Source organism: Bacteroides sp. RTP21281st1_H5_RTP21281_210402, assembly GCF_040918965.1.
GTDB classification, from domain to species: domain Bacteria; phylum Bacteroidota; class Bacteroidia; order Bacteroidales; family Bacteroidaceae; genus Bacteroides; species Bacteroides congonensis.
Window position 1 is genome coordinate 269,468 of the sequence record NZ_JBCOWR010000004.1, and the last position, 26,280, is coordinate 295,747.

Annotated in this window: 23 protein-coding genes and 1 pseudogene; 16 read left to right on the forward strand and 8 right to left on the reverse strand. The window is 44.5% G+C overall.

The features are described from left to right. Positions 1–27: 27 nt before the first annotated feature. Positions 28–141, forward strand: a pseudogene (locus AB5443_RS08255) (type II toxin-antitoxin system HigB family toxin); the annotation flags it as partial. Positions 142–151: 10 nt separating this feature from the next. Next, positions 152–514, forward strand: a complete 363-nt coding sequence (locus tag AB5443_RS08260; RefSeq protein WP_195407883.1) for a type II toxin-antitoxin system HigA family antitoxin — start codon at positions 152–154, stop codon at positions 512–514. Between the two features lie 32 nt (positions 515–546). Here the strand turns inward: AB5443_RS08260 and ispE are convergent, their stop codons facing one another. Next, the gene (gene ispE, locus AB5443_RS08265; protein WP_368114168.1) at positions 547–1,392 is read right to left on the reverse strand and encodes a 4-(cytidine 5'-diphospho)-2-C-methyl-D-erythritol kinase; all 846 of its coding nucleotides are present in this window, start codon (positions 1,390–1,392) and stop codon (positions 547–549) included. A 230-nt stretch (positions 1,393–1,622) separates the two neighbouring features. Here ispE and dnaB point away from each other — a divergent pair, with 230 nt between their 5' ends. From dnaB to AB5443_RS08295, 6 genes are all read left to right on the forward strand, one after another. Continuing rightward, positions 1,623–3,191: a replicative DNA helicase gene (gene dnaB / locus AB5443_RS08270; protein ID WP_022136689.1), complete on the forward strand. Its 1,569-nt coding sequence runs from the start codon at positions 1,623–1,625 to the stop codon at positions 3,189–3,191. Positions 3,192–3,287: 96 nt separating this feature from the next. After that, the gene (gene pheT / locus AB5443_RS08275; RefSeq protein ID WP_368114167.1) at positions 3,288–5,750 is read left to right on the forward strand and encodes a phenylalanine--tRNA ligase subunit beta; all 2,463 of its coding nucleotides are present in this window, start codon (positions 3,288–3,290) and stop codon (positions 5,748–5,750) included. A 40-nt stretch (positions 5,751–5,790) separates the two neighbouring features. Beyond that, positions 5,791–6,528, forward strand: coding sequence for a YebC/PmpR family DNA-binding transcriptional regulator (locus AB5443_RS08280; protein WP_022136687.1), 738 nt, complete (start codon positions 5,791–5,793; stop codon positions 6,526–6,528). Positions 6,529–6,534: 6 nt separating this feature from the next. Next, the gene (locus tag AB5443_RS08285; RefSeq protein ID WP_022136686.1) at positions 6,535–6,780 is read left to right on the forward strand and encodes a TIGR03905 family TSCPD domain-containing protein; all 246 of its coding nucleotides are present in this window, start codon (positions 6,535–6,537) and stop codon (positions 6,778–6,780) included. Between the two features lie 237 nt (positions 6,781–7,017). Next, a complete protein-coding gene (locus AB5443_RS08290) occupies positions 7,018–8,271 on the forward strand; it encodes an Nramp family divalent metal transporter (protein ID WP_073345933.1) in 1,254 nt (417 codons plus the stop codon). Positions 8,272–8,300: 29 nt separating this feature from the next. Beyond that, entirely contained in the window at positions 8,301–9,065 is a 765-nt protein-coding gene (locus tag AB5443_RS08295; RefSeq protein ID WP_022136684.1) for an exodeoxyribonuclease III, read from the forward strand. A 78-nt stretch (positions 9,066–9,143) separates the two neighbouring features. Here the strand turns inward: AB5443_RS08295 and AB5443_RS08300 are convergent, their stop codons facing one another. After that, positions 9,144–9,410 (reverse strand): hypothetical protein, encoded by a 267-nt coding sequence (locus tag AB5443_RS08300; RefSeq protein WP_368114166.1) that lies wholly within the window; start codon positions 9,408–9,410, stop codon positions 9,144–9,146. Positions 9,411–9,502: 92 nt separating this feature from the next. Between AB5443_RS08300 and AB5443_RS08305 the strand changes: the two genes are divergently transcribed. The 5 genes from AB5443_RS08305 to nhaA all read left to right on the forward strand — a co-directional run bounded on the left by AB5443_RS08305 (position 9,503) and on the right by nhaA (position 14,910). Continuing rightward, positions 9,503–9,961, forward strand: a complete 459-nt coding sequence (locus AB5443_RS08305; protein ID WP_368114165.1) for a C-GCAxxG-C-C family protein — start codon at positions 9,503–9,505, stop codon at positions 9,959–9,961. Between the two features lie 154 nt (positions 9,962–10,115). Continuing rightward, positions 10,116–10,316, forward strand: coding sequence for a winged helix-turn-helix domain-containing protein (locus AB5443_RS08310; protein WP_044654713.1), 201 nt, complete (start codon positions 10,116–10,118; stop codon positions 10,314–10,316). 127 nt (positions 10,317–10,443) lie between these two features. After that, positions 10,444–12,225, forward strand: coding sequence for a translation elongation factor 4 (gene lepA / locus AB5443_RS08315; RefSeq protein WP_022139216.1), 1,782 nt, complete (start codon positions 10,444–10,446; stop codon positions 12,223–12,225). Positions 12,226–12,366: 141 nt separating this feature from the next. Beyond that, positions 12,367–13,545 carry a sodium:proton antiporter gene (locus AB5443_RS08320; protein ID WP_368114164.1) on the forward strand — a complete coding sequence of 393 codons (1,179 nt, stop codon included), beginning with the start codon at positions 12,367–12,369 and terminating at the stop codon, positions 13,543–13,545. A 45-nt stretch (positions 13,546–13,590) separates the two neighbouring features. Next, the gene (nhaA, locus tag AB5443_RS08325; protein WP_368114163.1) at positions 13,591–14,910 is read left to right on the forward strand and encodes a Na+/H+ antiporter NhaA; all 1,320 of its coding nucleotides are present in this window, start codon (positions 13,591–13,593) and stop codon (positions 14,908–14,910) included. A 123-nt stretch (positions 14,911–15,033) separates the two neighbouring features. On the opposite strand, the gene AB5443_RS08330 is transcribed toward nhaA, so the two are convergent. The 4 genes from AB5443_RS08330 to AB5443_RS08345 all read right to left on the reverse strand — a co-directional run bounded on the left by AB5443_RS08330 (position 15,034) and on the right by AB5443_RS08345 (position 19,660). Then, a complete protein-coding gene (locus tag AB5443_RS08330; RefSeq protein WP_022139213.1) occupies positions 15,034–16,272 on the reverse strand; it encodes a DNA recombination protein RmuC in 1,239 nt (412 codons plus the stop codon). Continuing rightward, positions 16,272–17,126, reverse strand: a complete 855-nt coding sequence (gene map, locus AB5443_RS08335; RefSeq protein WP_022139212.1) for a type I methionyl aminopeptidase — start codon at positions 17,124–17,126, stop codon at positions 16,272–16,274. Before map ends, AB5443_RS08330 begins: the two co-directional genes overlap by 1 nt. A gap of 123 nt (positions 17,127–17,249) precedes the next feature. After that, positions 17,250–17,873: a DUF4858 domain-containing protein gene (locus AB5443_RS08340; protein WP_277131232.1), complete on the reverse strand. Its 624-nt coding sequence runs from the start codon at positions 17,871–17,873 to the stop codon at positions 17,250–17,252. 152 nt (positions 17,874–18,025) lie between these two features. Next, positions 18,026–19,660 carry a DUF4080 domain-containing protein gene (locus AB5443_RS08345; RefSeq protein ID WP_368114162.1) on the reverse strand — a complete coding sequence of 545 codons (1,635 nt, stop codon included), beginning with the start codon at positions 19,658–19,660 and terminating at the stop codon, positions 18,026–18,028. A 112-nt stretch (positions 19,661–19,772) separates the two neighbouring features. Between AB5443_RS08345 and AB5443_RS08350 the strand changes: the two genes are divergently transcribed. Then, entirely contained in the window at positions 19,773–20,180 is a 408-nt protein-coding gene (locus AB5443_RS08350; RefSeq protein ID WP_073345917.1) for a hypothetical protein, read from the forward strand. Positions 20,181–20,246: 66 nt separating this feature from the next. Here the strand turns inward: AB5443_RS08350 and AB5443_RS08355 are convergent, their stop codons facing one another. Beyond that, positions 20,247–21,167: an RluA family pseudouridine synthase gene (locus AB5443_RS08355; RefSeq protein ID WP_195407830.1), complete on the reverse strand. Its 921-nt coding sequence runs from the start codon at positions 21,165–21,167 to the stop codon at positions 20,247–20,249. Positions 21,168–21,176: 9 nt separating this feature from the next. After that, positions 21,177–22,547, reverse strand: coding sequence for a 23S rRNA (uracil(1939)-C(5))-methyltransferase RlmD (rlmD, locus tag AB5443_RS08360; protein WP_277131576.1), 1,371 nt, complete (start codon positions 22,545–22,547; stop codon positions 21,177–21,179). Between the two features lie 247 nt (positions 22,548–22,794). Here rlmD and ppdK point away from each other — a divergent pair, with 247 nt between their 5' ends. Continuing rightward, positions 22,795–25,515, forward strand: a complete 2,721-nt coding sequence (gene ppdK / locus AB5443_RS08365) for a pyruvate, phosphate dikinase (protein WP_368114161.1) — start codon at positions 22,795–22,797, stop codon at positions 25,513–25,515. A gap of 214 nt (positions 25,516–25,729) precedes the next feature. Continuing rightward, the gene (locus AB5443_RS08370; RefSeq protein WP_022139205.1) at positions 25,730–26,245 is read left to right on the forward strand and encodes an outer membrane beta-barrel protein; all 516 of its coding nucleotides are present in this window, start codon (positions 25,730–25,732) and stop codon (positions 26,243–26,245) included. The last annotated feature ends 35 nt before the right edge of the window (positions 26,246–26,280 follow it).

Here is a 26,280-nt window from a genome sequence, read left to right on the forward strand (position 1 = left end):
ATGAGAGTAGTATCACATAAGAAATTCAGAGGTAACAACTATCGGTTGGTAGTGGTTATTAAATTTACGATGGGATATATTTTTATCCGTTGGGTGGGTACTCATGAAGATTATGATAAAATAGATTGTTCAACTATATAATATGAAAGATATGACCAAAATAACGAAGGAACAATATGAATTTGCATTGGCAAGGGTTGAGGAACTCCTGCCTTTGGTTGATGATAGTACTCCTGTAAATGATAAGAGAGTAGTGGAACTCTCTGTTATGTCTGATATAGTGATTGCATATGAAAAGGAACATTATCCTATAGAAAAACCAACTGTAGCAGAGTTGATAGAACTGTCCCTTGAAGAAAAGGGGATGACGCAAAGGCAACTTGCAAGTGAAATAGGGGTTAGCCCTTCACGTGTGAATGATTATATTTCAGGTCGCTCGGAACCTACTTTAAAAATAGCTCGCATGCTTTGTCGTGTGCTGAATATACATCCTGCTGCAATGTTAGGTTTCTGAAACTTTGCCGGAACATAATTTCCGGCAAAGGGTTATTGGCCTAACGTGCCTTTAAAACAAAACGAGTTACTTTTCCAGTTTATTTCCGGCAGCGCAGCATCCGGTGCGAACAGCCCGAACACGGAAGAACCGGAACCGCTCATGGAAGCATAGATTGCCCCTTGGTTATAGAGTTCTTGCTTGATTTCTCCGATAACGGGATGCTGCGGAAAGACGCTCGACTCGAAGTCGTTGATTAATATATCCTTCCATTCCGTGATCGGACGACGGATTACCTCTTTGACCGGATATTCGGGATGATGGGGATGAATGTTCGCGAAGGCTTCGCGGGTGGAAACGAAAACATCCGGCTTCACAATCATAATCTGATAACCTTTTAATGAAAGTTCGATTGGCGAGAAGATGTTGCCGATACCTTCGGCGTAGACTGGTTTGTTCTTAATAAAGAAAGCACAGTCCGCTCCTAAGGTGGCGGCGTATATTTCCAGTTGCTCTTCAGATAAATTCAAATGAAACTGCTCGTTGAGTAACTTCAGCATAAAGGCGGCGTCTGACGAGCCGCCACCTAATCCGGCTCCTGAAGGAATATGCTTGTATAGATGAATCTCGACAGGGGGAAGGTGAAATTCCTTGTCCAGCAGTGAATAGGCTTTTGCGACCAGATTGTCTTCCGGGGTGCCGGCTATCTCCATTCCATACTGGTGGAGGGTAATTTTCTTGTCTGCTTCGGAGAGACTTGCTTTGGGGAGAGTGCGGATTTCGAGAGCATCCTCAAGGGCTACCGGATAGAAAACTGTTTCAAGGTTGTGATAACCGTCCGGGCGTTTCTCCGTGATGGAGAGCCCCAGGTTTATTTTGATATTCGGAAAAGCGATCATATGTACTTTTTTACGATTTACAATTTAGTGTTTACAGTGCTCCACATTGCAATTAATCATAGTTGGATAATGTGAATCGGGAGCAAAGTTAGTAAAATCTTCATTTTTCCTTATTCATTCTTCGTGATTATATTCTATCTTTGTCGTCCCGACTGGAAGAACTCTGTTATAAAGGAGTCTGTCCGGTCGCAAAATAGTAAATAGTAAATTGAAAAATAGTAAATATCTTCATGGCCGAACAGAGAAAAAATACCCGCAATACAAAGTCTACTAAAGTGCAACCGGTAAATGATTATGGTCGTATCCAGCCTCAGGCGCCTGAGCTGGAAGAAGCTGTGTTGGGAGCTTTGATGATTGAGAAGGATGCCTACTCGCTAGTGAGCGAGATTCTCCGTCCCGAATCTTTTTATGAGCACCGTCACCAGTTGATTTATGCAGCTATTACCGACCTTGCCGTCAACCAGAAACCGGTGGATATTCTGACGGTAAAGGAACAGCTTAGCAAACGGGGAGATTTGGATGAGGTCGGGGGGCCGTTTTATATTACTCAGTTGAGTAGTAAGGTCGCTTCTTCGGCGCATATTGAATACCATGCGCGTATCATTGCGCAGAAGTCACTGGCGCGTGAGTTGATTACATTTACAAGCAATATCCAGAGCAAGGCTTTTGACGAGACGCTGGATGTGGATGACTTGATGCAGGAAGCGGAAGGCAAGCTTTTCGAGATTTCGCAGCAGAACATGAAGAAAGACTATACGCAGATCAATCCGGTGATTGACGAAGCTTATAAGCTGATTCAGAAGGCTGCGGCACGAACCGACGGTTTGAGCGGTCTTGAAAGTGGTTTCACGAAACTGGACAAGATGACTTCCGGCTGGCAGAATTCCGACCTTATTATTATTGCTGCCCGTCCTGCCATGGGTAAGACAGCTTTCGTGCTTTCTATGGCGAAGAATATAGCTGTTGATTATCGGAATCCGGTGGCGTTGTTCTCTCTTGAAATGAGTAACGTCCAGTTGGTGAACCGTTTGATTACGAATGTCTGCGAGATTCCGAGTGAGAAAATCAAGAGCGGACAGTTGGCGAATTACGAGTGGCAGCAATTGGATTACAAGCTGAAGGACTTGCTGGACGCGCCGCTTTACGTGGATGATACCCCGTCTTTGTCGGTTTTCGAGCTTCGTACGAAAGCACGCCGTCTGGTGCGTGAGCATGGGGTGAGAATTATTATCATTGACTACCTTCAGTTGATGAATGCGAGCGGTATGGCATTCGGAAGCCGTCAGGAAGAGGTGAGTACCATTTCGCGTTCGTTGAAGGGATTGGCGAAGGAGTTGAATATTCCGATTATCGCGCTGTCGCAGTTGAATCGTGGTGTGGAAAGCCGTGAAGGTATCGACGGTAAGCGTCCGCAGTTGAGTGACCTTCGTGAATCGGGAGCCATCGAGCAGGATGCCGATATGGTGTGCTTTATCCACCGTCCGGAATATTATAAGATCTTCCAGGATGACAGGGGAAATGACTTGCGTGGTATGGCGGAGATTGTGATAGCCAAGCACCGTAATGGTGCGGTAGGCGAGGTGTTGCTCCGGTTTAAGGGTGAGTTTACCCGGTTCTCGAATCCGGAAGACGACATGGTTATCCCGATGCCGGGCGAGCCTGCCGGTGCCATGCTGGGTTCTAAAATGAATACAGGAGGAGCGGGTTCCGTTCCACCGCCGCCGGCGCCTGACTTTGCTCCGCAGGCGGAGAATCCGTTTGCCGCGCCGATAGGAGGGGACGGGCCGTTGCCATTCTAGCACTCCTTTTGCATTTTCTTTTGAATCCTTTTCGGTCAACCGAAAAATCTTATTAACTTTGCGAATCTTTTTGAGAAACAATAAAAAAATAATGATATGAATATCTCTTACAACTGGCTGAAAGAGTATGTCAACTTCGATTTGACGCCCGAAGAAACGGCGGCTGCGTTGACTTCTATCGGCTTGGAAACAGGTGGTGTGGAAGAAGTGCAAACCATTAAAGGTGGTTTGGAAGGTCTTGTGATCGGCGAAGTGCTGACTTGCGTGGAACACCCGAATTCCGACCATTTGCATATTACTACTGTCAATCTGGGAGAAGGCGATCCGGTGCAGATCGTTTGTGGTGCTCCGAATGTGGCTGCCGGACAAAAAGTGGTGGTAGCTACTTTGGGAACAAAACTCTATGACGGTGACGAATGTTTTACCATCAAGAAATCAAAAATCCGTGGTGTGGAATCTACCGGTATGATTTGCGCTGAAGACGAAATAGGTCTCGGTACGGATCATGCGGGCATCATTGTATTGCCGGAAACTGCTGTTCCGGGTACGCTCGCCAAGGATTATTATAATATCAAGAGCGACTATGTGCTTGAAGTGGACATCACGCCCAACCGCGCGGATGCCTGCTCACACTATGGGGTAGCCCGTGACTTGTATGCCTATCTGATTCAGAACGGTAAGCAGGCCACTTTGCAACGCCCGTCAGTGGATGACTTCAAAGTGGAAAACCATGACTTGAATATTGAAGTGAAGGTTGAAAACAGCGAGGCTTGTCCGCACTATGCCGGAGTTACCGTGAAAGGGGTGACGGTGAAGGAAAGCCCGGAATGGTTGCAGAACAAACTGCGACTGATCGGTGTGCGTCCTATTAATAATGTAGTGGATATTACCAATTATATCGTTCATGCTTTCGGTCAGCCTTTGCACTGCTTCGATGCCGCCAAGATAAAAGGTAATGAGGTGATTGTAAAGACAATGCCCGAAGGAACTCCGTTCGTCACACTGGATGAAGTGGAACGCAAACTGAACGAACGCGACCTGATGATCTGCAATAAGGAGGAAGGCATGTGTATTGCCGGCGTATTCGGCGGACTGGACTCCGGTTCTACGGAAGCTACGACGGATGTATTCATCGAAAGTGCTTACTTCCATCCTACATGGGTGCGTAAGACTGCACGACGTCATGGTCTGAACACGGATGCTTCTTTCCGTTTCGAGCGTGGTATCGATCCGAACGGCGTGATTTATTGCCTGAAACTGGCTGCCATGATGGTGAAAGAACTGGCCGGCGGTACGATTTCTTCTGATATTAAGGATATATATACTACTCCCGCGCAGGATTTTATCGTAGACTTGGCGTATGACAAAGTCAATTCACTGATAGGCAAAGTGATTCCGGTAGAGACAATCAAGAGCATTGTGACCAGTCTGGAAATGAAAATCACCAATGAAACGGCTGAAGGTCTGACATTGGCTGTTCCGCCTTACCGGGTGGATGTGCAGCGTGATTGTGACGTGATTGAGGATATTCTCCGTATCTACGGATATAATAATGTGGAGATTCCGTCTACACTGAAATCCAGTCTGACTACGAAAGGTGAGCATGACAAATCAAATAAATTGCAGAATCTGGTGGCAGAACAGTTGGTGGGCTGCGGATTCAATGAAATACTGAACAACTCATTGACCCGTGCCGCTTACTATGATGGTTTGGAGACGTATCCGTCAAACCGCCTGGTGATGCTGCTGAACCCGTTGAGCGCGGATTTGAACGCTATGCGCCAGACTTTGTTGTTCGGTGGACTGGAAAGCATCGCTCACAACGCGAACCGTAAGAATGCCGATCTGAAATTCTTCGAATTCGGTAATTGCTATTATTTCGATGGAGACAAGAAGAATGAGGAAAAGGTATTGGCTCCTTACTCGGAAGATTATCACTTGGGATTGTGGGTAACCGGCAAGAAGGTTTCCAACTCGTGGGCGCATGCAGACGAGAACAGTTCTGTTTATGAATTGAAGGCTTATGTGGAGAATATATTGAAACGTCTGGGACTGGATTTGCATAATCTGGTTGTAGGTAATCTGACCGATGATGTTTTTGCTGCTGCGCTTTCTGTGAACACGAAGGGGGGCAAGCGTCTTGCGTCTTTCGGTGTAGTGACCAGGAAATTGCTGAAGGCATTCGATATCGATAATGAAGTTTATTTCGCCGACTTGAACTGGAAGGAGCTTATGAAGGCTATCCGTTCGGTGAAGATCAGCTACAAGGAAATTTCCAAGTTCCCGGCTGTGAAGCGTGACCTGGCTTTGTTGCTTGACAAGAATGTACAGTTTGCCGAAATCGAGAAGATTGCTTACGATACGGAGAAGAAGTTGCTGAAAGAAGTGGAACTTTTCGATGTGTACGAAGGCAAGAACCTGGAAGCAGGCAAGAAATCTTATGCAGTGAGCTTCTTGCTTCAGGATGAGAACCAGACATTGAACGACAAGATGATTGACAAGATCATGTCGAAACTGGTGAAGAACCTGGAAGATAAACTGGGTGCCAAACTAAGATAATCAGATAAACTTAGAATTGTTATTATAAAAATATAAACCAATGGGAAGAGCATTTGAATATAGAAAGGCCGCCAAACTGAAAAGATGGGGCCACATGGCTAAAACATTTACAAGACTGGGTAAGCAAATCGCTATCGCTGTGAAGGCGGGCGGCCCGGAGCCTGAGAATAACCCGACGCTGCGTTCGGTAATCGCTACTTGTAAGCGTGAGAATATGCCGAAGGATAATATCGAACGTGCTATCAAGAACGCGATGGGTAAAGACCAGAGCGACTACAAGAGTATGACTTACGAAGGATACGGCCCTCACGGAATTGCTGTCTTTGTGGATACGTTGACAGACAATACTACCCGTACGGTGGCTGACGTCCGTTCGGTATTCAACAAGTTTGGCGGTAACCTGGGTACAATGGGTTCCCTGGCATTCCTTTTTGACCATAAGTGTATGTTCACTTTCAAGAAGAAAGACGGACTGGATATGGAAGAGCTGATTCTCGACCTGATCGACTATGATGTGGAAGATGAATATGACGAGGATGAAGAAGAAGGTACAATCACTATCTACGGTGATCCCAAGAGTTATGCAGCTATTCAGAAGCACTTGGAAGAATGTGGTTTCGAAGATGTCGGTGGAGACTTCACTTATATCCCGAACGATATGAAGGATGTGACTCCCGAACAACGCGAAACTCTGGATAAGATGATTGAACGTCTGGAAGAGTTTGACGACGTGCAGACTGTTTATACAAACATGAAACCTGAAGAAAGCGAAGAATAAGCCGGTATGGAGTATGTTTATAAAACCAAAGGCACTTGCAGCACGAACATCGAACTGAATGTGGAAGATGGAGTTGTGAAGGAAGTGGCCTTTTGGGGCGGATGCAACGGCAACCTGCAAGGTATTTCGCGCCTGGTAAAAGGCATGAAAGTGGAAGAGGTGATTACCAAGCTTGAGGGTGTGCGTTGCGGTGGCAGACCGACGTCTTGTCCCGACCAGTTATGTCGTGCATTGCATGAGATGGGATATTAACGGACAACGTTTCCTTTTTTTATAGTTATATCAGAAGGGAGTGGCAAAAAACTCCCTTTTGATTTTTATTCAGGCACGGATTACACGGATAACACGGTTTTGATTGATTTAGAACCGTGAAATCCGTGAAATCCGTGCCTGAATCTTATTTACTTATTTGTCGGTATTTTGAACCAAAATCGAACTCCAGTCGTTATTTATAAGTATATTTGTACTGGATAAACTATTATGCAAGAAATGAAGAATATTTTTCAAGATTTAAAACGCAAAGATCATAAACGTTATTTGGGCGGGCTGGATGTGTTCAGATATATCGGGCCGGGGCTTTTGGTGACGGTAGGATTTATTGATCCGGGAAACTGGGCGTCTAATTTCGCTGCCGGTTCCGAATTCGGGTATTCATTGCTTTGGGTGGTTACCTTGTCCACTATTATGTTGATTGTGCTTCAACACAACGTTGCCCACCTGGGGATTGTCACCGGACTTTGCCTTTCGGAAGCGGCCACTAAATATACTCCCAAATGGGTATCCCGTCCGATATTGGGTACGGCGGTGCTGGCTTCCATCTCTACTTCGCTGGCGGAGATTCTGGGTGGTGCCATTGCTTTGGAAATGCTGTTGGATATTCCCATCATATGGGGGGCTGTATTGACAACGCTTTTTGTCTCTATCATGCTTTTCACCAATTCTTATAAGAAGATAGAACGTTCCATCATTGCGTTCGTTTCCGTTATCGGGCTTTCGTTTATTTATGAGTTGTTTCTGGTGGAGATAGACTGGCCGGCTGCGGCAGCGGGATGGGTGACTCCGTCGTTTCCGAAAGGAAGTATGCTGATTATTATGAGTGTATTGGGTGCGGTGGTGATGCCGCATAACCTGTTCCTTCATTCGGAAGTGATACAGAGCCATGAGTATAATAAGAAAGACGATGCGTCCATCAAGAAGGTACTGAAATATGAGTTGTTCGATACGCTGTTTTCGATGATTGTCGGTTGGGCGATTAACAGTGCGATGATTCTGCTGGCTGCTGCTACGTTCTTCAAGAGCGGTATCCAGGTGGAAGAATTGCAGCAGGCGAAATCGCTGCTCGAACCGTTATTGGGAAGCAATGCCGCTATTGTATTCGCGTTGGCGCTGTTGATGGCGGGAATTTCGTCGACTATCACAAGCGGGATGGCTGCAGGTTCTATCTTCGCGGGTATTTTCGGTGAATCGTATCATATCAAGGACAGCCACTCGCAAGTCGGTGTTCTTCTGTCTTTAGGGATTGCCTTGCTGCTGATTTTCTTTATCGGAGATCCTTTCAAGGGGTTGATTATATCGCAGATGATACTTAGTATCCAGTTGCCCTTCACGGTGTTCTTGCAGGTGGGGTTGACTTCTTCGCGGAAGGTGATGGGGGATTATGTGAACAGCCGTTGGAGCACCTTTGTGCTGTACACCATTGCCATCATCGTGTCGGTGCTGAATATCATGCTGTTATTCTCATAAAATGAACATGAATTAATAAATATGTGACAATGAAGATTATTACTTATAACGTGAACGGGCTACGTGCTGCTGTTTCCAAGGGTTTCGCGGAATGGCTGGCGCAGGAGAATCCCGATGTTCTTTGTCTGCAAGAGACAAAACTACAACCGGATCAATATCCGGCAGAGGTGTTTGAAGCACTGGGGTACAAGTCTTATTTGTATTCGGCACAGAAGAAAGGGTATAGCGGAGTGGCGATACTTACCAAGCAGGAACCGGATCATGTGGAATATGGGATGGGGATGGAAGCCTATGATAATGAAGGCCGTTTTATCCGTGCCGACTTCGGAGATTTGTCGGTAGTCAGCGTGTATCATCCTTCGGGAACGAGCGGGGATGAACGCCAGGCATTTAAGATGGTGTGGCTGGAAGACTTTCAGAACTATGTGACGGAGTTGCGGAAAACCCGTCCGAACCTGATTCTTTGCGGGGATTATAATATTTGCCATGAACCGATTGATATTCACGATCCTGTGAGGAATGCGAAGAACAGTGGTTTCCTTCCTGAAGAACGGGAATGGATGACCCGTTTCCTTTCTGCGGGATTTATTGATTCTTTCCGGTTGCTTTATCCCGAAAAGCAGGAATATACGTGGTGGAGCTACCGCTTTAATTCGCGTGCCAAGAATAAGGGTTGGCGGATAGATTACTGCATGACGAGCGAACCGGTACGTCCTTTGCTGAAGAGTGCACGGATTCTGAATGATGCTGTGCATTCCGATCACTGTCCGATGGTGCTGGAAATCGAACGTTGAGCTGAAATTGGCAATATTTGACTTACAGGTGTCTCCTCAGGCGTGAAATTCGCGGAGGTAGGCACCTTGTTTTATCCTTTAGTATTTGGATGGCGGATTTAAATCCACATAAGGATCTTTGATGGCTGACTCCATCATTGCGTCCACAGTGATTCCTGTATCTTCTTTATATGTCCTTCTTTTGTTCCACTTGCGTATATCCTTGAGTGTGACCTCACGCTTTTTTCTGTTTTGGGGAAAATTGATTTTTCTTTTCCTGTCGGCGTATTCGTCCTTACGTGCGGAACTCATCATAGCCTGGATGGCTATGGCCGTCGATTCCTTATATGATATTGATTTGCCCATATTTTCAAATTTAGATTTTAATCTTGGTGTAATTTCCGCTAACAAAGATACTTTTTTATATTTTTGCATGAAAATAAAAAGCGATAAATAGTATGGAAGACAGAATAGAAAAAGCGGTGGAGCTTTTTAAGAGCGGATATAATTGTTCGCAGTCGGTAGTGGCTGCCTTTGCGGATATGTACGGATTCACACAGGAACAGGCTTTGCGCATGGGTGCGTCCTTCGGTGGGGGGATAGGCCGGATGCGTGAAACTTGCGGGGCGGCCTGCGGAATGTTTCTGGTTGCAGGCTTGGAGACAGGGGCGACGGAAGCAACCGACCGGGAAGGCAAGACTGCCAACTATGCGGTAGTGCAGGAACTGGCGGCTGAGTTCAAGAAACGCAACGGTTCGCTGATTTGCGGCGAATTGTTGGGATTAAAGAAAAAAGAACCGGTTTCTACCGTTCCGGAAGAGCGTACTGCTCAATATTATAGCAAGCGCCCTTGCGCGAAAATGGTGGAAGAAGCGGCAAGAATCTGGTGTGAATACCTCGAAAAGCATCCGAAATGAGCGGAAAAATGCTTTTTTATTACAAAATCAATAAAAAAACATTCAATAAAGTGTTATATAACATAAAAATAACTATCTTTGTCCCCGAAATAAAATCTGAAAGTCTTTATGGCACGGATGATTTTAAGCATGTCTAACTAAAATTTCAAAGCAAATGTTGAAAGAAAAAGCAGGTGTAATCGCAGGAAATATCTGGAATGCACTGAATGAAACAGAAGGAATGACTGCCAAGCAACTGAAGAAAGCAACTAAGTTGGTTGACAAAGACCTGTTCCTCGGACTTGGCTGGTTATTGAGAGAAGACAAAGTCTCTGTGGAAGAAGTTGAAGGTGAACTCTTCATCAAATTGATCTAAGCGAGTAACTCACTTAAGCAATAAAAAAATGCGTTGGTACATTGTCAGAATGTTATCAACGCATTTTTTTTTATTCCGCCATTTACGTATCTTTGCACACCAAAAAGATAAAATAATAAGAATTCGAATGAAGAATATACGCAATTTTTGTATTATTGCTCATATTGACCACGGTAAGTCAACGCTCGCCGACCGCCTGCTGGAGTTTACCAAGACTATTCAGGTGACTTCGGGACAGATGCTTGACAATATGGATCTGGAGAAGGAGAGAGGGATTACCATCAAGAGTCATGCTATTCAGATGGAATATATCTATAAGGGCGAGAAGTATGTCCTTAACCTGATCGACACTCCGGGACACGTGGATTTCTCATACGAGGTGTCCCGTTCCATTGCGGCTTGTGAAGGTGCATTGCTGATTGTCGATGCGTCGCAGGGTGTACAGGCACAGACCATTTCCAACTTGTATATGGCTATCGAGCACGATCTTGAAATTATTCCGGTTATCAATAAATGTGATATGGTGAGTGCCAACCCGGAAGAGGTGGAAGATGAGATCGTGGAATTGCTGGGCTGCAAGCGTGAGGAGGTGATTCGTGCATCGGGTAAAACCGGTATGGGTGTGGAAGAGATCCTTGCGGCTGTTATCGAACGTATCCCTCATCCCGAAGGAGACGAAGATGCTCCGTTGCAGGCATTGATTTTCGACTCTGTGTTCAACTCTTTCCGTGGAATTATCGCTTATTTCAAGATTGAAAACGGTATAATCCGCAAGGGTGACAAGGTGAAATTCTTCAATACGGGCAAGGAATATGATGCCGACGAGGTAGGGGTGCTGAAAATGGATTTGGTTCCTCGTAACGAGCTTCGTACGGGAGACGTAGGATATATTATTTCGGGTATCAAAACTTCCAAGGAGGTGAAAGTGGGAGATACCATTACGCATATCGCCCGTCCGTGCGACAAGGCTATTGCCGGTTTTGAGGAAGTGAAGCCGATGGTGTTTGCGGGAGTTTACCCGATTGAGGCGGAAGACTTTGAAGACCTTCGTGCGTCTTTGGAAAAGTTGCAGTTGAATGATGCTTCCTTGACGTTCCAGCCGGAGTCTTCGTTGGCTTTGGGCTTTGGTTTCCGTTGTGGTTTCCTCGGATTGCTTCATATGGAGATTGTGCAGGAACGGTTGGATCGTGAGTTTGACATGAATGTGATTACTACGGTGCCGAATGTATCCTATCATATATTTGACAAGCAGGGCAATATGAAGGAAGTGCACAATCCGGGCGGTATGCCCGATCCGACGATGATAGATCATATCGAGGAACCGTATATCAAGGCTTCCATCATTACGACGACCGATTATATAGGCCCTATCATGACGCTTTGCCTGGGTAAACGGGGTGAGCTTATCAAGCAGGAGTATATTTCCGGTAATCGTGTGGAGATATATTATAATATACCTTTGGGTGAGATTGTGATCGACTTTTATGATAGGCTGAAGAGTATTTCCAAAGGGTATGCTTCGTTTGATTATCATCCGAACGGTTTCCGCACTTCCAAGTTGGTGAAGCTCGATATTCTTCTGAACGGCGAGCCTGTGGACGCGCTTTCTACGCTGACGCATATTGACAATGCCTATGACATGGGCAGACGGATGTGTGAGAAGTTGAAGGAACTGATTCCCCGCCAGCAATTTGATATTGCCATTCAGGCAGCTATCGGTGCGAAGATTATTTCCCGTGAAACGATTAAGGCAGTTCGTAAGGATGTGACTGCAAAATGTTACGGTGGTGACGTCAGCCGTAAACGTAAACTGCTTGAAAAGCAGAAAAGAGGTAAGAAACGAATGAAACAAATCGGTAACGTGGAGGTTCCTCAAAAAGCCTTCCTCGCTGTACTGAAACTGGATTAAGAATATTGCCGCAAGCAGTTTTTTCAGAGTATATCCTGAACAAATTGACTTGCGGTTAGTTTTTTAATACACCAGGGTGATCGCCTTCTGTCCGCAGAGCTTTCCTTGGCAATCACTTTTAAAAAACAAACGACTATAAATATGAGAAAAGTTCTGTCTTTTTCGGGCTTCCTTATGTTGGGGCTCATTCTTTCACAATTCCTGCCGGTACTGGCAGGGCAAGGTTATGGAGCCGTTAAATCCATTTCGAATGTACTGCTTTATGTGTGTCTTAGTTTTATAATGATTAATGTGGGCCGGGAGTTTGTTCTCGACAAGGTTCGGTGGAAAAGCTATGCTCAGGATTATTTCATAGCGATGGCGACGGCAGCCCTGCCGTGGTTTATGATTGCCATTTATTATGTGTTTATATTGTTGCCGCCCGATTATTGGAATAGTTGGGAAGCGTGGAAGGAGAATCTGTTGTTGAGCCGTTTTGCGGCGCCGACATCGGCGGGTATCTTATTTACGATGCTGGCTGCTATCGGGCTGAAGTCCAGTTGGATTTATAAGAAGATTCAAGTGCTGGCTATCTTTGATGATTTGGATACGATTATCCTGATGATTCCTCTTCAGATAATGATGATCGGATTGCGCTGGCAATTGATTATTGTGGTGGTGGTCGTGTTTATGTTGTTGGCTGTCGGCTGGCAGAAGTTGAATAAATATGACTGGCGCCAGGACTGGAAGGCTATTCTCTTTTATTCGGTTATCATATTCCTGGCTACGCAGATTCTTTATCTGGGCAGCAAGGAATTGTATGGAGAAGAGGGTAGTATCCATATTGAAGTGCTGTTGCCGGCTTTTGTCCTGGGTATGATTATGAAACATAGGGAGCATGATACGCCCGTGGAACGGAAGGTGTCAACCGGAATCTCTTTCTTGTTTATGTTCCTGGTGGGGATGAGTATGCCTCATTTTATCGGGGTGAACTATGCGGAGACTCATGCGGGCACGCATTCCGTAACGGGTTCGCAGGAGATGATGTCTTGGGGAATGATTATGTTTCATGTGGTGATTGTCTCTTTGTTGTCGAATGTAGGAAAACTCTGCCCGATGTTCTTTTATCGTGACCGGAAATTGAGTGAACGGCTGGCTCTTTCTATCGGAATGTTTACCCGTGGGGAAGTGGGTGCCGGAATTATTTTCATTGCGTTGGGATACAATTTGGGAGGACCTGCGTTGGTGATTTCTGTGCTGACTTTGGTGTTGAACCTGATTTTGACAGGAATCTTTGTGCTTTGGGTGAAAAACCTGGCTTTGAGGAGCTATATTAATTAGAAAAATCCGTATATTGCGAGTCTAATATTATAAATACATTTCGTTATGACTATTTTGCGGACTATGCGGAATTTCTCATCCATGAATATCACAGCGAGTATTCTTCTATTTCTGGCTGCTATTTCGGCAGCCATCATTGCGAACTCTTCTGTGGCTCCGGTTTATCAGGAGTTTCTGTCTCATGAGCTTCATTTGCAGATTGGTAGTTTTAATTTACTTTCGCATGGCGGGGAAAATCTACGGATGATTGAGTTTATCAATGATGGATTGATGACGATTTTCTTTTTGCTGGTGGGACTGGAGATCAAACGGGAGTTATTGGTTGGCGAACTTTCTTCTTTCCGCAAAGCGTCATTGCCTTTTATTGCCGCTTGCGGCGGTATGGTGTTTCCGGTGTTGATTTATATGCTGTTTTGCCCGCCGGGTAGTGATGGTGGACGGGGACTTGCCATTCCGATGGCGACGGATATTGCTTTTTCATTGGGTGTGTTGAGCTTGCTAGGGAATCGTGTTCCGCTGAGTCTGAAAATCTTTCTGACGGCTTTTGCGGTTGTTGATGATATTGGCGGTATTCTGGTGATTGCCATTTTTTATAGTTCACATGTCTCTTACGGTTATCTTCTGGTGGCTGCATTGCTTTATGTTTTGCTTTACTTTATTGGAAAATGGGGGGCGACAAATAAGATTTTCTTTTTAGTGATTGGGGGCGTTATTTGGTATTTATTTTTGCAATCGGGTATTCATAGTACAATCTCCGGGGTTATCCTGGCTTTTGTTATTCCCGCAAAGCCTCGTTTGAACGTAGGAAAGTATATTGAAGATATCCGTCGTATAATAGCCGGCTTCCCGACAATGGAGTCGGGAAGTATTGTGTTGACTAATGAGCAGATTGCCAAACTGAAAGAGGTGGAGTCGGCTTCCGACCGTGTGATTAGTCCGTTGCAATCATTGGAAGACAATCTGCATGGGGCGGTCAATTACCTGATTCTTCCGCTTTTTGCTTTTGTCAATGCCGGCGTTGTGTTTAGCGGGGGTGGCGAGTTGGTCGGCAACGTGGGTATTGCGGTGGCAGCCGGATTGTTATTGGGAAAATTCATCGGTATTTATTCGTTCACCTGGTTGGCTATCAGAACAGGACTGACTCCCAGACCATTGGGAATGAACTGGATGAATCTTACCGGAGTTGCATTGTTAGGCGGCATCGGTTTTACCGTATCGCTTTTCATTGCCAACCTTTCTTTCGGTGCTGATTATCCGGTCTTGTTGAATCAGGCTAAGTTTGGAGTGTTGTCGGGTTCCATACTTTCCGGATTATTGGGTTATATTGTGCTCCGGGTGGTGCTTGCAAAGGGGCAGGGGCGTTGATAAAATATAATAATCCCGTCATTCTACCTTTATTCCTGTCAAGGGGATAAAGCTTGAATGGCGGGATTATTAGTTTAAAATATGAAACTCTTGTAATAATATGCAGAGTTATTTTTGATTATTCTATTCATCTGTAAGTTCATCATCTATTCCGTCAATCGGCAGAATCTTCTGACTTTCTTCATGTGGTAACTGCTCTACTTGCCGCAGTTTCCGTTCGATGGCGCGTGTCCGTTTTCCCATTACTTCTTCCAGTTGGTCTCCGGCGCTTTGCAGGTTCTTCTGTACTTTCTCAAGCAATCCGCCGAACTTGCCGAATTCCGTTTTGACGGCTCCTAATACAGTCCAAACTTCGCCGGTACGCTTTTGGATGGCAAGAGTTCGGAATCCCATTTGAAGGCTGTTCAAGATAGCTCCTAGTGTCGTCGGTCCGGTCACTACGATCTTATATTCTTTCTGAAGCGTCTCTACAAGACTTGTTCTTCGGATTACCTCAGCGTAAATGCTTTCAAAAGGTAAGAACATGATGGCGAAATCGGTAGTAAAAGGGGGATCCACATATTTATCGTGAATATCCTTGGCCATCTTTTTAATCGTGCTTTCCAACTGCTTGCCGGATGATTCCATCAGCGCGGCATCTCCCGCTTCGAAAGCATCATAATATTGCTCGTATATGTCTTTCGGAAATTTGGCGTCAATCGGAAGGTAAACGGTGCTGTTGGCATCATCTTTTCCCGGAAGTTTGATGGCAAATTCGACGAATTCGGTTCCACTCTTTTTCGTCTTGACGTTTGCGTCATACTGTTCGGGGCTCATCATTTGTTCGAGTAATGCTCCGAGCTGTACTTCACCGAATGTTCCCCGCATTTTTACGTTGCTCAATACTTTTTTCAGTCCGCCGACGTCCTGTGCCAGGGATTTCATTTCTCCGAGTCCTTTTTGTACGTTCTCAAGCTGTGAACGGACGATTTCAAACGACTGGCCGATTCGTTCGTTCAGTGTCTTTTGCAGCTTTTCTTCTACCATCAGGCGCATATCGTCCAGGCGTTTCTCGGTAGATTTCATCAGTGCTTCCTGTTGGCGTGCCATCGTGTCGAATTTCTGGCGTTGCAACTCTCCGCTGGTCATCATGTTTTTATGCAGTACATCCTGGAGTTGCTGCATATTCTGGTTGAGCGTTTGCGTCATTTCCATGCGAAGTTCCCGGATGCTACGGTTCAGTTCTTCCCGGTTCTCCTGCATCTGTTGGCGCAAAGCTATCTGTAATTGTTCCGCTTGAGTTTGATTGTTGCCTTTGGTCAGTGATAATACTAGCAGGACTGTCACTAATACGGCAATTACAATAAGTAGAATCAGTTCCATCAATAAGTTAGAATTTCGTTTCCAGTTTCAGTAATCAGTATCATGTTTTCCCATTGGGCTGAGGGTAGTCCGTCGTCGGTGCAGACAGTCCATCCGTCGGCTTCGTCTATGAATACTTCATAGGTTCCCATGTTTATCATCGGCTCGATGGTAAAAGTCATGCCGGGTACGATCATCATTCCTGTGCCGCGGCGTCCGAAATGTTCTACATCCGGTTCTTCATGGAACTTCATCCCCACACCGTGTCCGCAAAGGTCACGGACAACGCTATATCCATTCTTTTCGGCATGTTCCTGAATCGCTGCGCCTACATCGCCCAGTTGTTTCCAGGGCTGTGCGGCAGCAATTCCTATTTCCATACATTCTTTGGTTACCCGAACCAGCTTTTGCATTTCGGGACTTACCTCGCCAATCATAAACATGCGGGACGCGTCGGAGAAATAGCCATTGTAAATCGTAGAAACATCTACATTGACAATGTCACCGCTTTTAAGGATTTCGTTTTTACTTGGTATCCCGTGACACACTACATCATTGATACTTGTACAAACGCTTTTGGGAAATCCTTCATAATTGAGCGGGGCGGGGATGGCTCCATGTCCGGTTGTGAAGTCGTAAACCATCACATCAATCTCTTCAGTAGACATCCCTTCACGAATATTCTCCGAGATATAATCCAACAATGCTGTATTGATTTTGGCACTTTCACGAATCCCTTCCAGTTGCTCGGGTGTACGAAGCACTTTGCGTGGAGGGAGTTTATAACCTTGCTTTCTGTATTTTTGTATTTTCTCTTCTACTGCTGCCGGATAATTAGAAGGGGTAAACCGGAATCCCTTGATAAAATTCTTCATTATTATAAGATGTTTTTTAATCGTGTTACAAAGGTACGAGAATTAATGGAAGATATGCTTTCTTACTTTCTAAAACTTTTCTGTCTTTACGGGAAGATGAGATATTATACAGATTTATTGTATCTACCATTCATATGAAACACTAACTTGAGGTATCCATTCCCATCTTTTTCGCAAGGCATTGTATTGATATTGCATGCCGGTTTTGATTTTCCAGTTTTTATTTATTTTCAGTACAACGTTGCCGCCTAGTTGGGTGGGCTCTACTTCGGAAGGGAGTCCCCGGTATTTTCGGGTATTAAGGTTTTGTGAGCCGTATATATTAAGAGACCATTTTTGTGAGAACTTATATTCAATAAGAGTTTGGATATGGAAGTGACTGGGGCTTTCTGCAAAGTTACTTTTGCTATGCAGGATGAGATTTCTATTTATTCTCATTAAAGAATAAGTCGGTAAAAAGGTAGAGGCAGACTTGTGGAGTATATTATAGGTATTAATGGATGGTTTTGAAAAGATGGTCGAATTTTTAATAGTTGGCAATGTCGGGTCAAAATCCATAAAGGACTTTTGGGGATATATATTCTGTTCTGTGTTTTCAATGAGCTTTCTGTTTATTTTGATTTCCTGTTCAGAGTTTAGTATTTGTTGTAATCTCAATGAGTCCTGCTTACTCCATTCTTGTCCTGCTACGGATAAAGGGAGTAATGACAGGCAGACAATCATCAACTGATATTTTCGGACATCCATACTGTGTGTGCTAGTAAAGTTTATTGTATGGACGGTGAAAAACAGGAAATGCTGCTTTGAATGATTTGCGAATAGGAATTATTTCACAAAATATGGGAATACTTTTCTTTTTTTTATTTGGACAGTTTTTGGGTTTTGAGGGTGGCTTTTTATTAAGTTGTTGCTTTGAATACCGGTTGTATCTTTTGAATCTCCGATTCAAAACCGAACCAGTAACCGTGCCCTTCTTCGTCAGTAGGAAGGAAGCATAAACGTAGATTCTCACGGTATGAACCGTATATAACTTCCCAACTTTCGGGAGGGACTTGCCGTTTGGTTCTTACTCTTTCGGCGGGGGCTTTCTTTAAGGACATTCCTGCTTCTATCCATGCGATGCTGACTTGCGTCAAGTAATCGGGGTATTGACTTTTACAAAAATCGTATAGAATCAATCCTCTTCTTTCTAAACTTAAAGGAGTGTCGATAACATCTGTTTGCACCAAATGGTTGAGGAATTCATGTAAGAAAGAAGGATTCTCCAAAATGAGTGTCCGGGTAATGCTTTGCCAGGTAGGAGTATTGTAGAATCCGTCTAAAAGGCGGGACAGATAATGTGCTGTCTGTAACTCATCTACGGATATTTCACGGGTTTGCAGTACTTCGTACGGTGGAAGCGGTGAGTATTGGATGCCTAATTCTTCTGCTCTTCTTCGCATTTCAGTGCCGGGAAGTAGCTTCAGAGATTCCAGTTGGATTTCTCCTGCACCATATTCTGCCAAGGTGTGGACATCTTCGAATATCTCGGATAAGTGATAGAGTGGGAGTCCGGCTATCAGGTCGGCATGCGTCTCCATGTTTTTTAGAGAGCAGAGATATTTTAATCCTTCAAGGGCATCGGATAACTTTCCGATGCGCCGGCTTTGTTGCAGGACAGACTCTTTTAAGCTCTGAATGCCGGCTTCCAGGTGCAATAAACCTTTAGGGAGAACGGATAATTCTTCTTTAAGTTCTTCGGAAAGGAGAGCAGGATGGATTTCAAGATGGAAACAGATGTCCGGATAGTTGCGGAACAGGTCGAGTAATTCTTTGGCACGCTTATTATTATAATTAAAGGTGCGGTCGAGCACACGTACATTTTTGATACCATGTTGATGAATATCGTTCAGGCGTTCACGGATAGCTTCCAGAGGAATGGTGCGGACAGGTTTTTCACCGCCACTGACACAAAAAGCGCAGGTGTTGAAACATCCGCGGGTCGTTTCAAGCTGTACAAAGGGCTTGCTCCAGTTGAAGAAACGGCTCTTTTCTGGTGAGATGAGTTGCGAGAAATTCATGACACGGGCTATGCCGTTGTCTTGATACTGGTTCGTCTCATCAATGTAGCAGAGTCCGGTTATGGATTTCCATGCTTCTTTTGAGTGATTCCACACTTTTAGCCATAAAGGGAATACTTCTTCGCCTTCTCCGCGGAACACTCCGCTTACAAATTTGTTCTTATATAAGAAAGCTGCGTTATCTCCTAAAAACTCGGGGCCGCCGAGTATGATACAGCAATGAGGTAATAATGCTTTTGCACGTGAAACGATGTGTAATAGTTGCTCGTGATTAAATAGCCAATTGGTGGCTGCAATGATATCCGGCTGGTGATGATAGATTTGATTGACAACGCTACCGGTATTTTCATTGATCGTGGCGGAGACTACACACCATTCAATAGTAGTATCGTCTGCTATTTGAGCATGGAGTGCAGGGAGTGCCAGTGAGGAGTGTGCATAGGAGCTATTTAAATCAAGCCAAAGGAGTTTCATGTGGAATTTTTTATATTATCGAGGGCAAAGGTACAAAAAACTTATGGCTTGGGGTGTATAGTAAAATAAAAACGCTAAATTTGTATTTATAAACGCAATAAACTGGAAGATTATGAAAATGGTTAAGAGATATGCAGGTATCTTAATGATGCTGACTTTATTGGTTGGCTTTACTTCGTGTGAGGACGATGAAGACTTAGAAGAGCAGATGTTTGGCAGGATATGGGCAGGAGATGTCGGCATGAGTGCTGTCAATGGAAGGTATATATATAGTGAGTTTACTTTTGACCCGGATGGCTTTGGGGAAGAATATCAATACTATCGTAATGGTGACCCATATGATCATTTTCGTTTTCAGTGGTATTGGGAGGATCGTTACAGTAATAACCTTGTTTTGGATTATGGTAGAAATGGAATCTCCTACATGGATGATGTGAACATACGTCGGGGATTAATGACTGGGATTTTTTATTTGACAGGAGATTCGGAAGGTTTTCCTTTTACATTGGAAATGCAATAGAAGATGAATATTTTAATATAAATAAAAAGCGGAAGTCTCTTTTTTAAAGAGTTCCGCTTTTATTTTTTATTTCTTCAAAAACAGCTTCTTGAAATCTGCCGGATAGGGTGTCTCAAACTCCATCAAGTCCCCCGTTACCGGATGATAAAAACAAAGCTTGAAAGCGTGAAGAGCCAATCGTCCGATAGGATTCGAATAGTTTTCTCCGCCATATCTTCCATCACCGACAATCGGATGACCTAAATCCTGCATATGCACACGAATCTGATTCTTGCGTCCTGTCTCCAAATCAAGTTCTACAAGAGAATACCCGTTTGCACGTTTGATGGTTCTATAATGTGTGATTGATTTTGAACCACCGTCATCATATTCGCTGGAGCTTACATACAAAGTCTTATCAGTCAACCAGGATACTACCGTATCATAGTCTTTCTCCATGCTTCCTTCCACTACTGCCACATATCTGCGGTCTGTCACTATTTCGTGCCAATTGTCACGCAGAACCCGCTGGGTCTTTTCGTCTTTGGCAAACATCATCAAGCCGGAAGTGTCCCTGTCCAGGCGGTGAACGATGAATACGCGAAACTGACGTCCTGAACGCTGTACATATTCATTGAGTATTGTATAAGCAGTACGCTCTTTCTGGCGCTCCGTATTGACGGATAAAAGTCCTTGCATCTTTTCGACAACAATGATATAAGCGTCTTCATATATAATTTTCAGCAATCTATTATTAAATTCTTTCTTTCCCTTTTGCTTGCTGATTTGCACTTTCATTCCCGGTTGAAGAGGGAAGTTGAATTGTGTAGTGATCACATTGTCAACAAATACCACCCGCTTGCTTAACAAAGATTTCAGCTTTGTGCGGCTTGCGTCCGGCATTTTGGAAGCGAGGAAATCCATGAGTTCCATCGGTTCCCTGACTGCATAGTTCGTATATTGGGCACGTGCTCTTTCAGCAGGTGTCTTTCTAGGTCTTTTTTCCATTTTTTTCTTTTATCGAAGTTCTAGTAATACTACATTCTCCACATGATGAGTGTGAGGGAACATATCAACCGGCTGCACAGCTTTCACCTTGTATTTACCATCCAGTAACTGCAAATCGCGTGCCTGAGTAGCAGGATTACAACTTACATAAACAATCCGTTTGGGTTCGGCAAACAAAATGACGTCAACCACATCTTGATGCATACCTGCACGAGGGGGATCTGTAATGATAACGTCCGGGCGTCCATGCTGATTGATGAAGTCCTGAGTCAACATATCCTTCATGTCGCCGGCATAGAACAAGGTATTCTTAATATCATTGATTTCTGCATTTACCTTTGCGTCTTCAATAGCTTCCGGCACATATTCGATACCGATCACCTGGCGTGCCTGTCGTGAAACGAAGTTGGCAATCGTGCCTGTTCCGGTATAAAGGTCGTACACCAGTTCATTTCCGGTCAGTCCGGCAAAGTCACGGGCTATCTTATATAGATTATATGCCTGTTCCGAATTGGTCTGATAGAATGATTTCGGACCTACCTTGAAACGCAGGCCTTCCATCTCCTCAAAGATATGATCTTTACCTTTAAATACGTGCACATCCAAATCATTGATGGTGTCGTTACACTTATTATTAATAATGTATAGCAAAGATGTAATTTCCGGGAAAGAATCAGCGACAAACTGAAGCAGTTTCTTGAATAGGGCCATTTCGTGCTCTTCCGTAATCTTGCAAATCACGATTACCATCAATTCGCCCGTTGAAGAAGTGCGGACAATCATATTCCGCAGCATACCTTCTTGTGTACGCAGATTGATGAATGAATAATCATGTTCGTAAGCATAATCGCGTATCGCATTCCGGATACGGTTGGATATATCGTCCTGCAACCAACATTTCTCGATAGCCAGTACCTTGTCGAACGCTCCCGGAATATGGAAACCTACCGCATTCATCTGGTCATACTTCACATCCTGGCGCACTTCTTCGTTTGTCAGCCAACGTTTGTTGGAAAAAGTGAACTCCAGTTTGTTTCTGTACCACTCCGTTTTAGCTGAACCGAGAATAGGAGAAATCTCAGGAAGCTCGATTTTCCCGATACGTCTCAGGTTATCTTCCACTTGCTTCTGTTTGTATCTGATTTGCTCCGCGTAGGGAAGTACTTGCCATTTGCAGCCGCCGCATACACCATAGTGCTGGCAGAAAGGAACGGCGCGATTGGGCGATAGTTCATGAAACTTCACCGCTTCTGCTTCGGCATATTTATTCTTTTTACGCTTGATCTGAAGGTCTACGACGTCACCCGGCACTACGTAGGGGACAAAAATTACCAGGTCGTTTACTTTTGCGATGGCTTTTCCTTCGGCAGCCACATCCATGATTGTTACCTTCTCCAATAAGGGAAGCTCTTTTTTCTTTCTTGCCACTTTTACACCAGTCTAATAATTACTCTGCAAAAATAGGTATTTTTTTTGGAAAACTTTCGTGTCTGTAGAAATATTCCAGATTGTAATGTCGAAATTGCATTTTGATAGAAAGTTTTTTCGCAAAAAGTTTTCTGATTTGCGAAATATCCTTAGATTTGCGAACAGAAGATAATCATAATGTAACTTTAAACACAGTATTATGGATAAAAAAAGAGTTTATACCTTTGGTAATGGTCAGGCAGAAGGAAAGGCTGACATGAAGAATTTGCTAGGTGGTAAAGGTGCCAATCTTGCAGAAATGAATTTAATCGGAATTCCAGTCCCTCCCGGATTCACAATAACTACAGATGTTTGTACGGAATACAACACGTTAGGGCGTGACAAAGTGGTTGAGTTGCTCAAAGATGATGTCGTGAAAGCCATTTCTAATGTAGAAGGCTTGATGAAATTAAAATTTGGTGACATTGAAAACCCTTTGTTGGTGTCTGTACGTTCCGGTGCCCGCGCGTCTATGCCGGGTATGATGGATACTATCCTGAATCTGGGTCTGAATGACGAAGTGGTGGAAGGTATTATCCGCAAGACTAGTAACGCACGTTTTGCATGGGATTCTTACCGTCGTTTTGTACAGATGTACGGTGACGTGGTTTTGGGAATGAAACCTACTAATAAGGAAGATATTGACCCGTTCGAAGCAATCATCGAAGAGGTGAAAGAAGCGAAAGGTGTGAAACTCGACAACGAGCTGGAAGTGGAAGACCTGAAAGAACTCGTGAAGAAATTTAAGGCTGCCGTAAAAGAACAGACAGGAAAAGATTTCCCGACTTGTGCATACGAACAGCTTTGGGGTGCCATCTGCGCAGTATTCGATTCATGGATGAATGAACGTGCTATCCTTTACCGTAAGATGGAAAGTATTCCTGACGAATGGGGAACAGCCGTAAACGTTCAGGCAATGGTATTCGGTAATATGGGTGAGACATCGGCAACCGGTGTTTGTTTCTCACGTGACGCCGGTACGGGTGAAGACCTTTTCAATGGTGAATACCTGATTAACGCGCAAGGTGAAGACGTAGTAGCCGGTATCCGTACTCCGCAGCAGATTACTAAGATCGGTTCTCAACGCTGGGCTCAACTGGCCGGAGTAAGCGAAGAAGAACGCGCAGAAAAATATCCTTCTATGGAAGAAGCTATGCCGGAAATCTACAAAGAGCTGGATGAGCTTCAGACTAAACTGGAAAATCATTATAAAGATATGCAGGACATGGAGTTCACCGTACAAGAAGGTAAACTCTGGTTCCTTCAGACACGTAACGGTAAGCGTACAGGTGCTGCCATGGTGAAGATTGCTATGGATTTGCTTCGTCAGGGTATGATTGATGAAAAGACAGCTTTGCTGCGTGTTGAGCCGAATAAGCTGGACGAATTGCTTCATCCTGTATTTGATAAGGATGCTTTAAAGAAAGCTAAAGTCCTGACTCGCGGTCTTCCGGCTTCTCCGGGTGCTGCAACCGGTCAGATTGTATTCTTCGCCGACGACGCTGCCGAATGGCATGCTGCCGGAAAGCGTGTAGTGATGGTCCGTATCGAAACTTCTCCTGAAGACTTGGCAGGTATGGCAGTTGCCGAAGGTATCCTGACAGCTCGTGGCGGTATGACTTCTCACGCTGCTGTGGTGGCCCGTGGTATGGGTAAATGCTGTGTGTCGGGTGCAGGCGCATTGAATATTGATTATAAGGCACGTACGGTGGAAATTGACGGTGTGGTGCTGAAAGAAGGCGATTACATCTCTCTGAACGGAAGTACGGGTGTAGTATATAATGGTAAGGTAGAGACGAAAGCTGCCGAGCTTTCCGGTGACTTTGCCGAATTGATGACATTGGCTGATAAATATACCCGTCTGCAAGTGCGTACCAATGCGGATACTCCGCACGATGCGGAAGTGGCCCGTAATTTCGGTGCGGTGGGTATCGGTCTTTGCCGTACGGAACATATGTTCTTCGAAGGTGAGAAGATTAAGGCTATGCGTGAAATGATTTTGGCGGAAGATGCCGAAGGGCGTCGCAAGGCATTGGCTAAGATTCTTCCGTACCAACAGGCGGACTTCAAGGGTATCTTCAAGGCAATGGCAGGTTGTCCGGTGACTGTACGTCTACTCGATCCTCCTTTGCATGAGTTCGTTCCCCACGATTTGAAGGGACAGCAGGAGATGGCAGATACAATGGGCGTAAGTTTGCAGTATATCCAGCAACGTGTAGAATCATTGTGTGAACACAACCCGATGTTGGGTCACCGTGGTTGCCGTTTGGGAAATACATATCCTGAAATTACTCAGATGCAGACACGTGCTATCTTGGGTGCTGCATTGGAATTGAAGAAAGAAGGAGTGGAGACACATCCGGAAATCATGGTTCCGTTGACCGGTATCTTGTATGAATTCAAGGAACAGGAAAACGTGATTCGCACAGAAGCTGCGAAGTTGTTCGAAGAGTTGGGAGACAGCATCGACTTCAAAGTAGGTACAATGATTGAAATCCCGCGCGCAGCTTTGACAGCCGACCGCATTGCTTCTTCTGCTGAATTCTTCTCATTCGGTACAAATGACTTGACGCAGATGACCTTCGGTTATTCTCGTGATGATATTGCTTCCTTCCTTCCTGTTTATCTGGAAAAGAAGATTTTGAAAGTAGACCCGTTCCAGGTGCTCGACCAGAATGGTGTGGGACAACTGGTACGTATGGCAACAGAAAAAGGCCGTGCTATCCGCCCGGATTTGAAATGCGGTATTTGTGGTGAACATGGTGGTGAACCTTCTTCAGTGAAGTTCTGCCACAGAGTGGGATTAAACTACGTTAGTTGTTCTCCATTCCGCGTGCCTATCGCAAGATTGGCGGCGGCTCAGGCAGCTATTGAGGGATAGTTGAATACACTGGTTAGGTACTTGACTATCTGATAAATAGGCTGTAAATACTTGTGAAAGTATTTGCAGTCTATTTTATTTTGTACAAACCGAAAATTGTGTATTTTATAAAAAACTAACTAAAAAGTTGTTTTAACGAAAAAAGGGTTATACTTTTGCACCCCGGAAACGGATCTAAATGGGGTCTAATGGTATAATTAAAAAAAACAAGAAGATGAAAAAGAGTTTATTATTGGTAGTTATCATGTTGGTGGCTATCGCTGTAAAAGCACAGGACATTTACGTAGGCGGATCTTTGAACGTTTGGCGTAACAGCACGGACAACACTACATCATTTAAAGTGGCTCCGGAAATCGGATATAACTTTAATAAAACATGGGCATTGGGTGCTGAGTTGAATTATTCACATGAATATGATGAAGGCGTAACTGCCAATGCAGTATTTGTAGCTCCGTATGTTCGTTGGTCTTATTATCAGAACAGTGCTGTTCGTCTGTTTATGGACGGAACTGCTGCTCTCGGCTTTGTGAAAATCAAAGATGGTGATACCAGCAAAGCAGGACAGATCGGTATCAGACCGGGTATTGCCGTGAAACTGAACAAGCATTTCTCTTTCGTTGCCAAGTATGGTTTCTTGGGCTATCGTAGAAACATAAATACTTCCGGAGATTCTTTCGGTCTTAAACTGAGTAGCGAAGACTTGTCATTTGGATTCCACTACGAATTCTGATAAGAAAGACCGAACAAAAAATAGGAAAGGGAGTT

Bases quoted from the DNA above. Each gene is read 5' to 3' on its own strand.
- dnaB (WP_022136689.1), top strand. From the start codon at position 1,623: ATGGCCGAACAGAGAAAAAATACCCGCAATACAAAGTCTACTAAAGTG.
- AB5443_RS08320 (WP_368114164.1), top strand. From the start codon at position 12,367: ATGAGAAAAGTTCTGTCTTTTTCGGGCTTCCTTATGTTGGGGCTCATT.
- AB5443_RS08330 (WP_022139213.1), bottom strand. From the start codon at position 16,272: ATGGAACTGATTCTACTTATTGTAATTGCCGTATTAGTGACAGTCCTG.
- ispE (WP_368114168.1), bottom strand. From the start codon at position 1,392: ATGATCGCTTTTCCGAATATCAAAATAAACCTGGGGCTCTCCATCACG.
- nhaA (WP_368114163.1), top strand. From the start codon at position 13,591: ATGACTATTTTGCGGACTATGCGGAATTTCTCATCCATGAATATCACA.
- ppdK (WP_368114161.1), top strand. From the start codon at position 22,795: ATGGATAAAAAAAGAGTTTATACCTTTGGTAATGGTCAGGCAGAAGGA.
- AB5443_RS08280 (WP_022136687.1), top strand. From the start codon at position 5,791: ATGGGAAGAGCATTTGAATATAGAAAGGCCGCCAAACTGAAAAGATGG.
- AB5443_RS08305 (WP_368114165.1), top strand. From the start codon at position 9,503: ATGGAAGACAGAATAGAAAAAGCGGTGGAGCTTTTTAAGAGCGGATAT.
- AB5443_RS08350 (WP_073345917.1), top strand. From the start codon at position 19,773: ATGAAAATGGTTAAGAGATATGCAGGTATCTTAATGATGCTGACTTTA.
- AB5443_RS08285 (WP_022136686.1), top strand. From the start codon at position 6,535: ATGGAGTATGTTTATAAAACCAAAGGCACTTGCAGCACGAACATCGAA.
- pheT (WP_368114167.1), top strand. From the start codon at position 3,288: ATGAATATCTCTTACAACTGGCTGAAAGAGTATGTCAACTTCGATTTG.
- AB5443_RS08290 (WP_073345933.1), top strand. From the start codon at position 7,018: ATGAAGAATATTTTTCAAGATTTAAAACGCAAAGATCATAAACGTTAT.
- AB5443_RS08345 (WP_368114162.1), bottom strand. From the start codon at position 19,660: ATGAAACTCCTTTGGCTTGATTTAAATAGCTCCTATGCACACTCCTCA.
- rlmD (WP_277131576.1), bottom strand. From the start codon at position 22,547: ATGGATGTGGCTGCCGAAGGAAAAGCCATCGCAAAAGTAAACGACCTG.
- map (WP_022139212.1), bottom strand. From the start codon at position 17,126: ATGAAGAATTTTATCAAGGGATTCCGGTTTACCCCTTCTAATTATCCG.
- AB5443_RS08370 (WP_022139205.1), top strand. From the start codon at position 25,730: ATGAAAAAGAGTTTATTATTGGTAGTTATCATGTTGGTGGCTATCGCT.
- AB5443_RS08340 (WP_277131232.1), bottom strand. From the start codon at position 17,873: ATGGATGTCCGAAAATATCAGTTGATGATTGTCTGCCTGTCATTACTC.
- AB5443_RS08355 (WP_195407830.1), bottom strand. From the start codon at position 21,167: ATGGAAAAAAGACCTAGAAAGACACCTGCTGAAAGAGCACGTGCCCAA.
- AB5443_RS08310 (WP_044654713.1), top strand. From the start codon at position 10,116: ATGTTGAAAGAAAAAGCAGGTGTAATCGCAGGAAATATCTGGAATGCA.
- AB5443_RS08300 (WP_368114166.1), bottom strand. From the start codon at position 9,410: ATGGGCAAATCAATATCATATAAGGAATCGACGGCCATAGCCATCCAG.
- lepA (WP_022139216.1), top strand. From the start codon at position 10,444: ATGAAGAATATACGCAATTTTTGTATTATTGCTCATATTGACCACGGT.
- AB5443_RS08295 (WP_022136684.1), top strand. From the start codon at position 8,301: ATGAAGATTATTACTTATAACGTGAACGGGCTACGTGCTGCTGTTTCC.
- AB5443_RS08260 (WP_195407883.1), top strand. From the start codon at position 152: ATGACCAAAATAACGAAGGAACAATATGAATTTGCATTGGCAAGGGTT.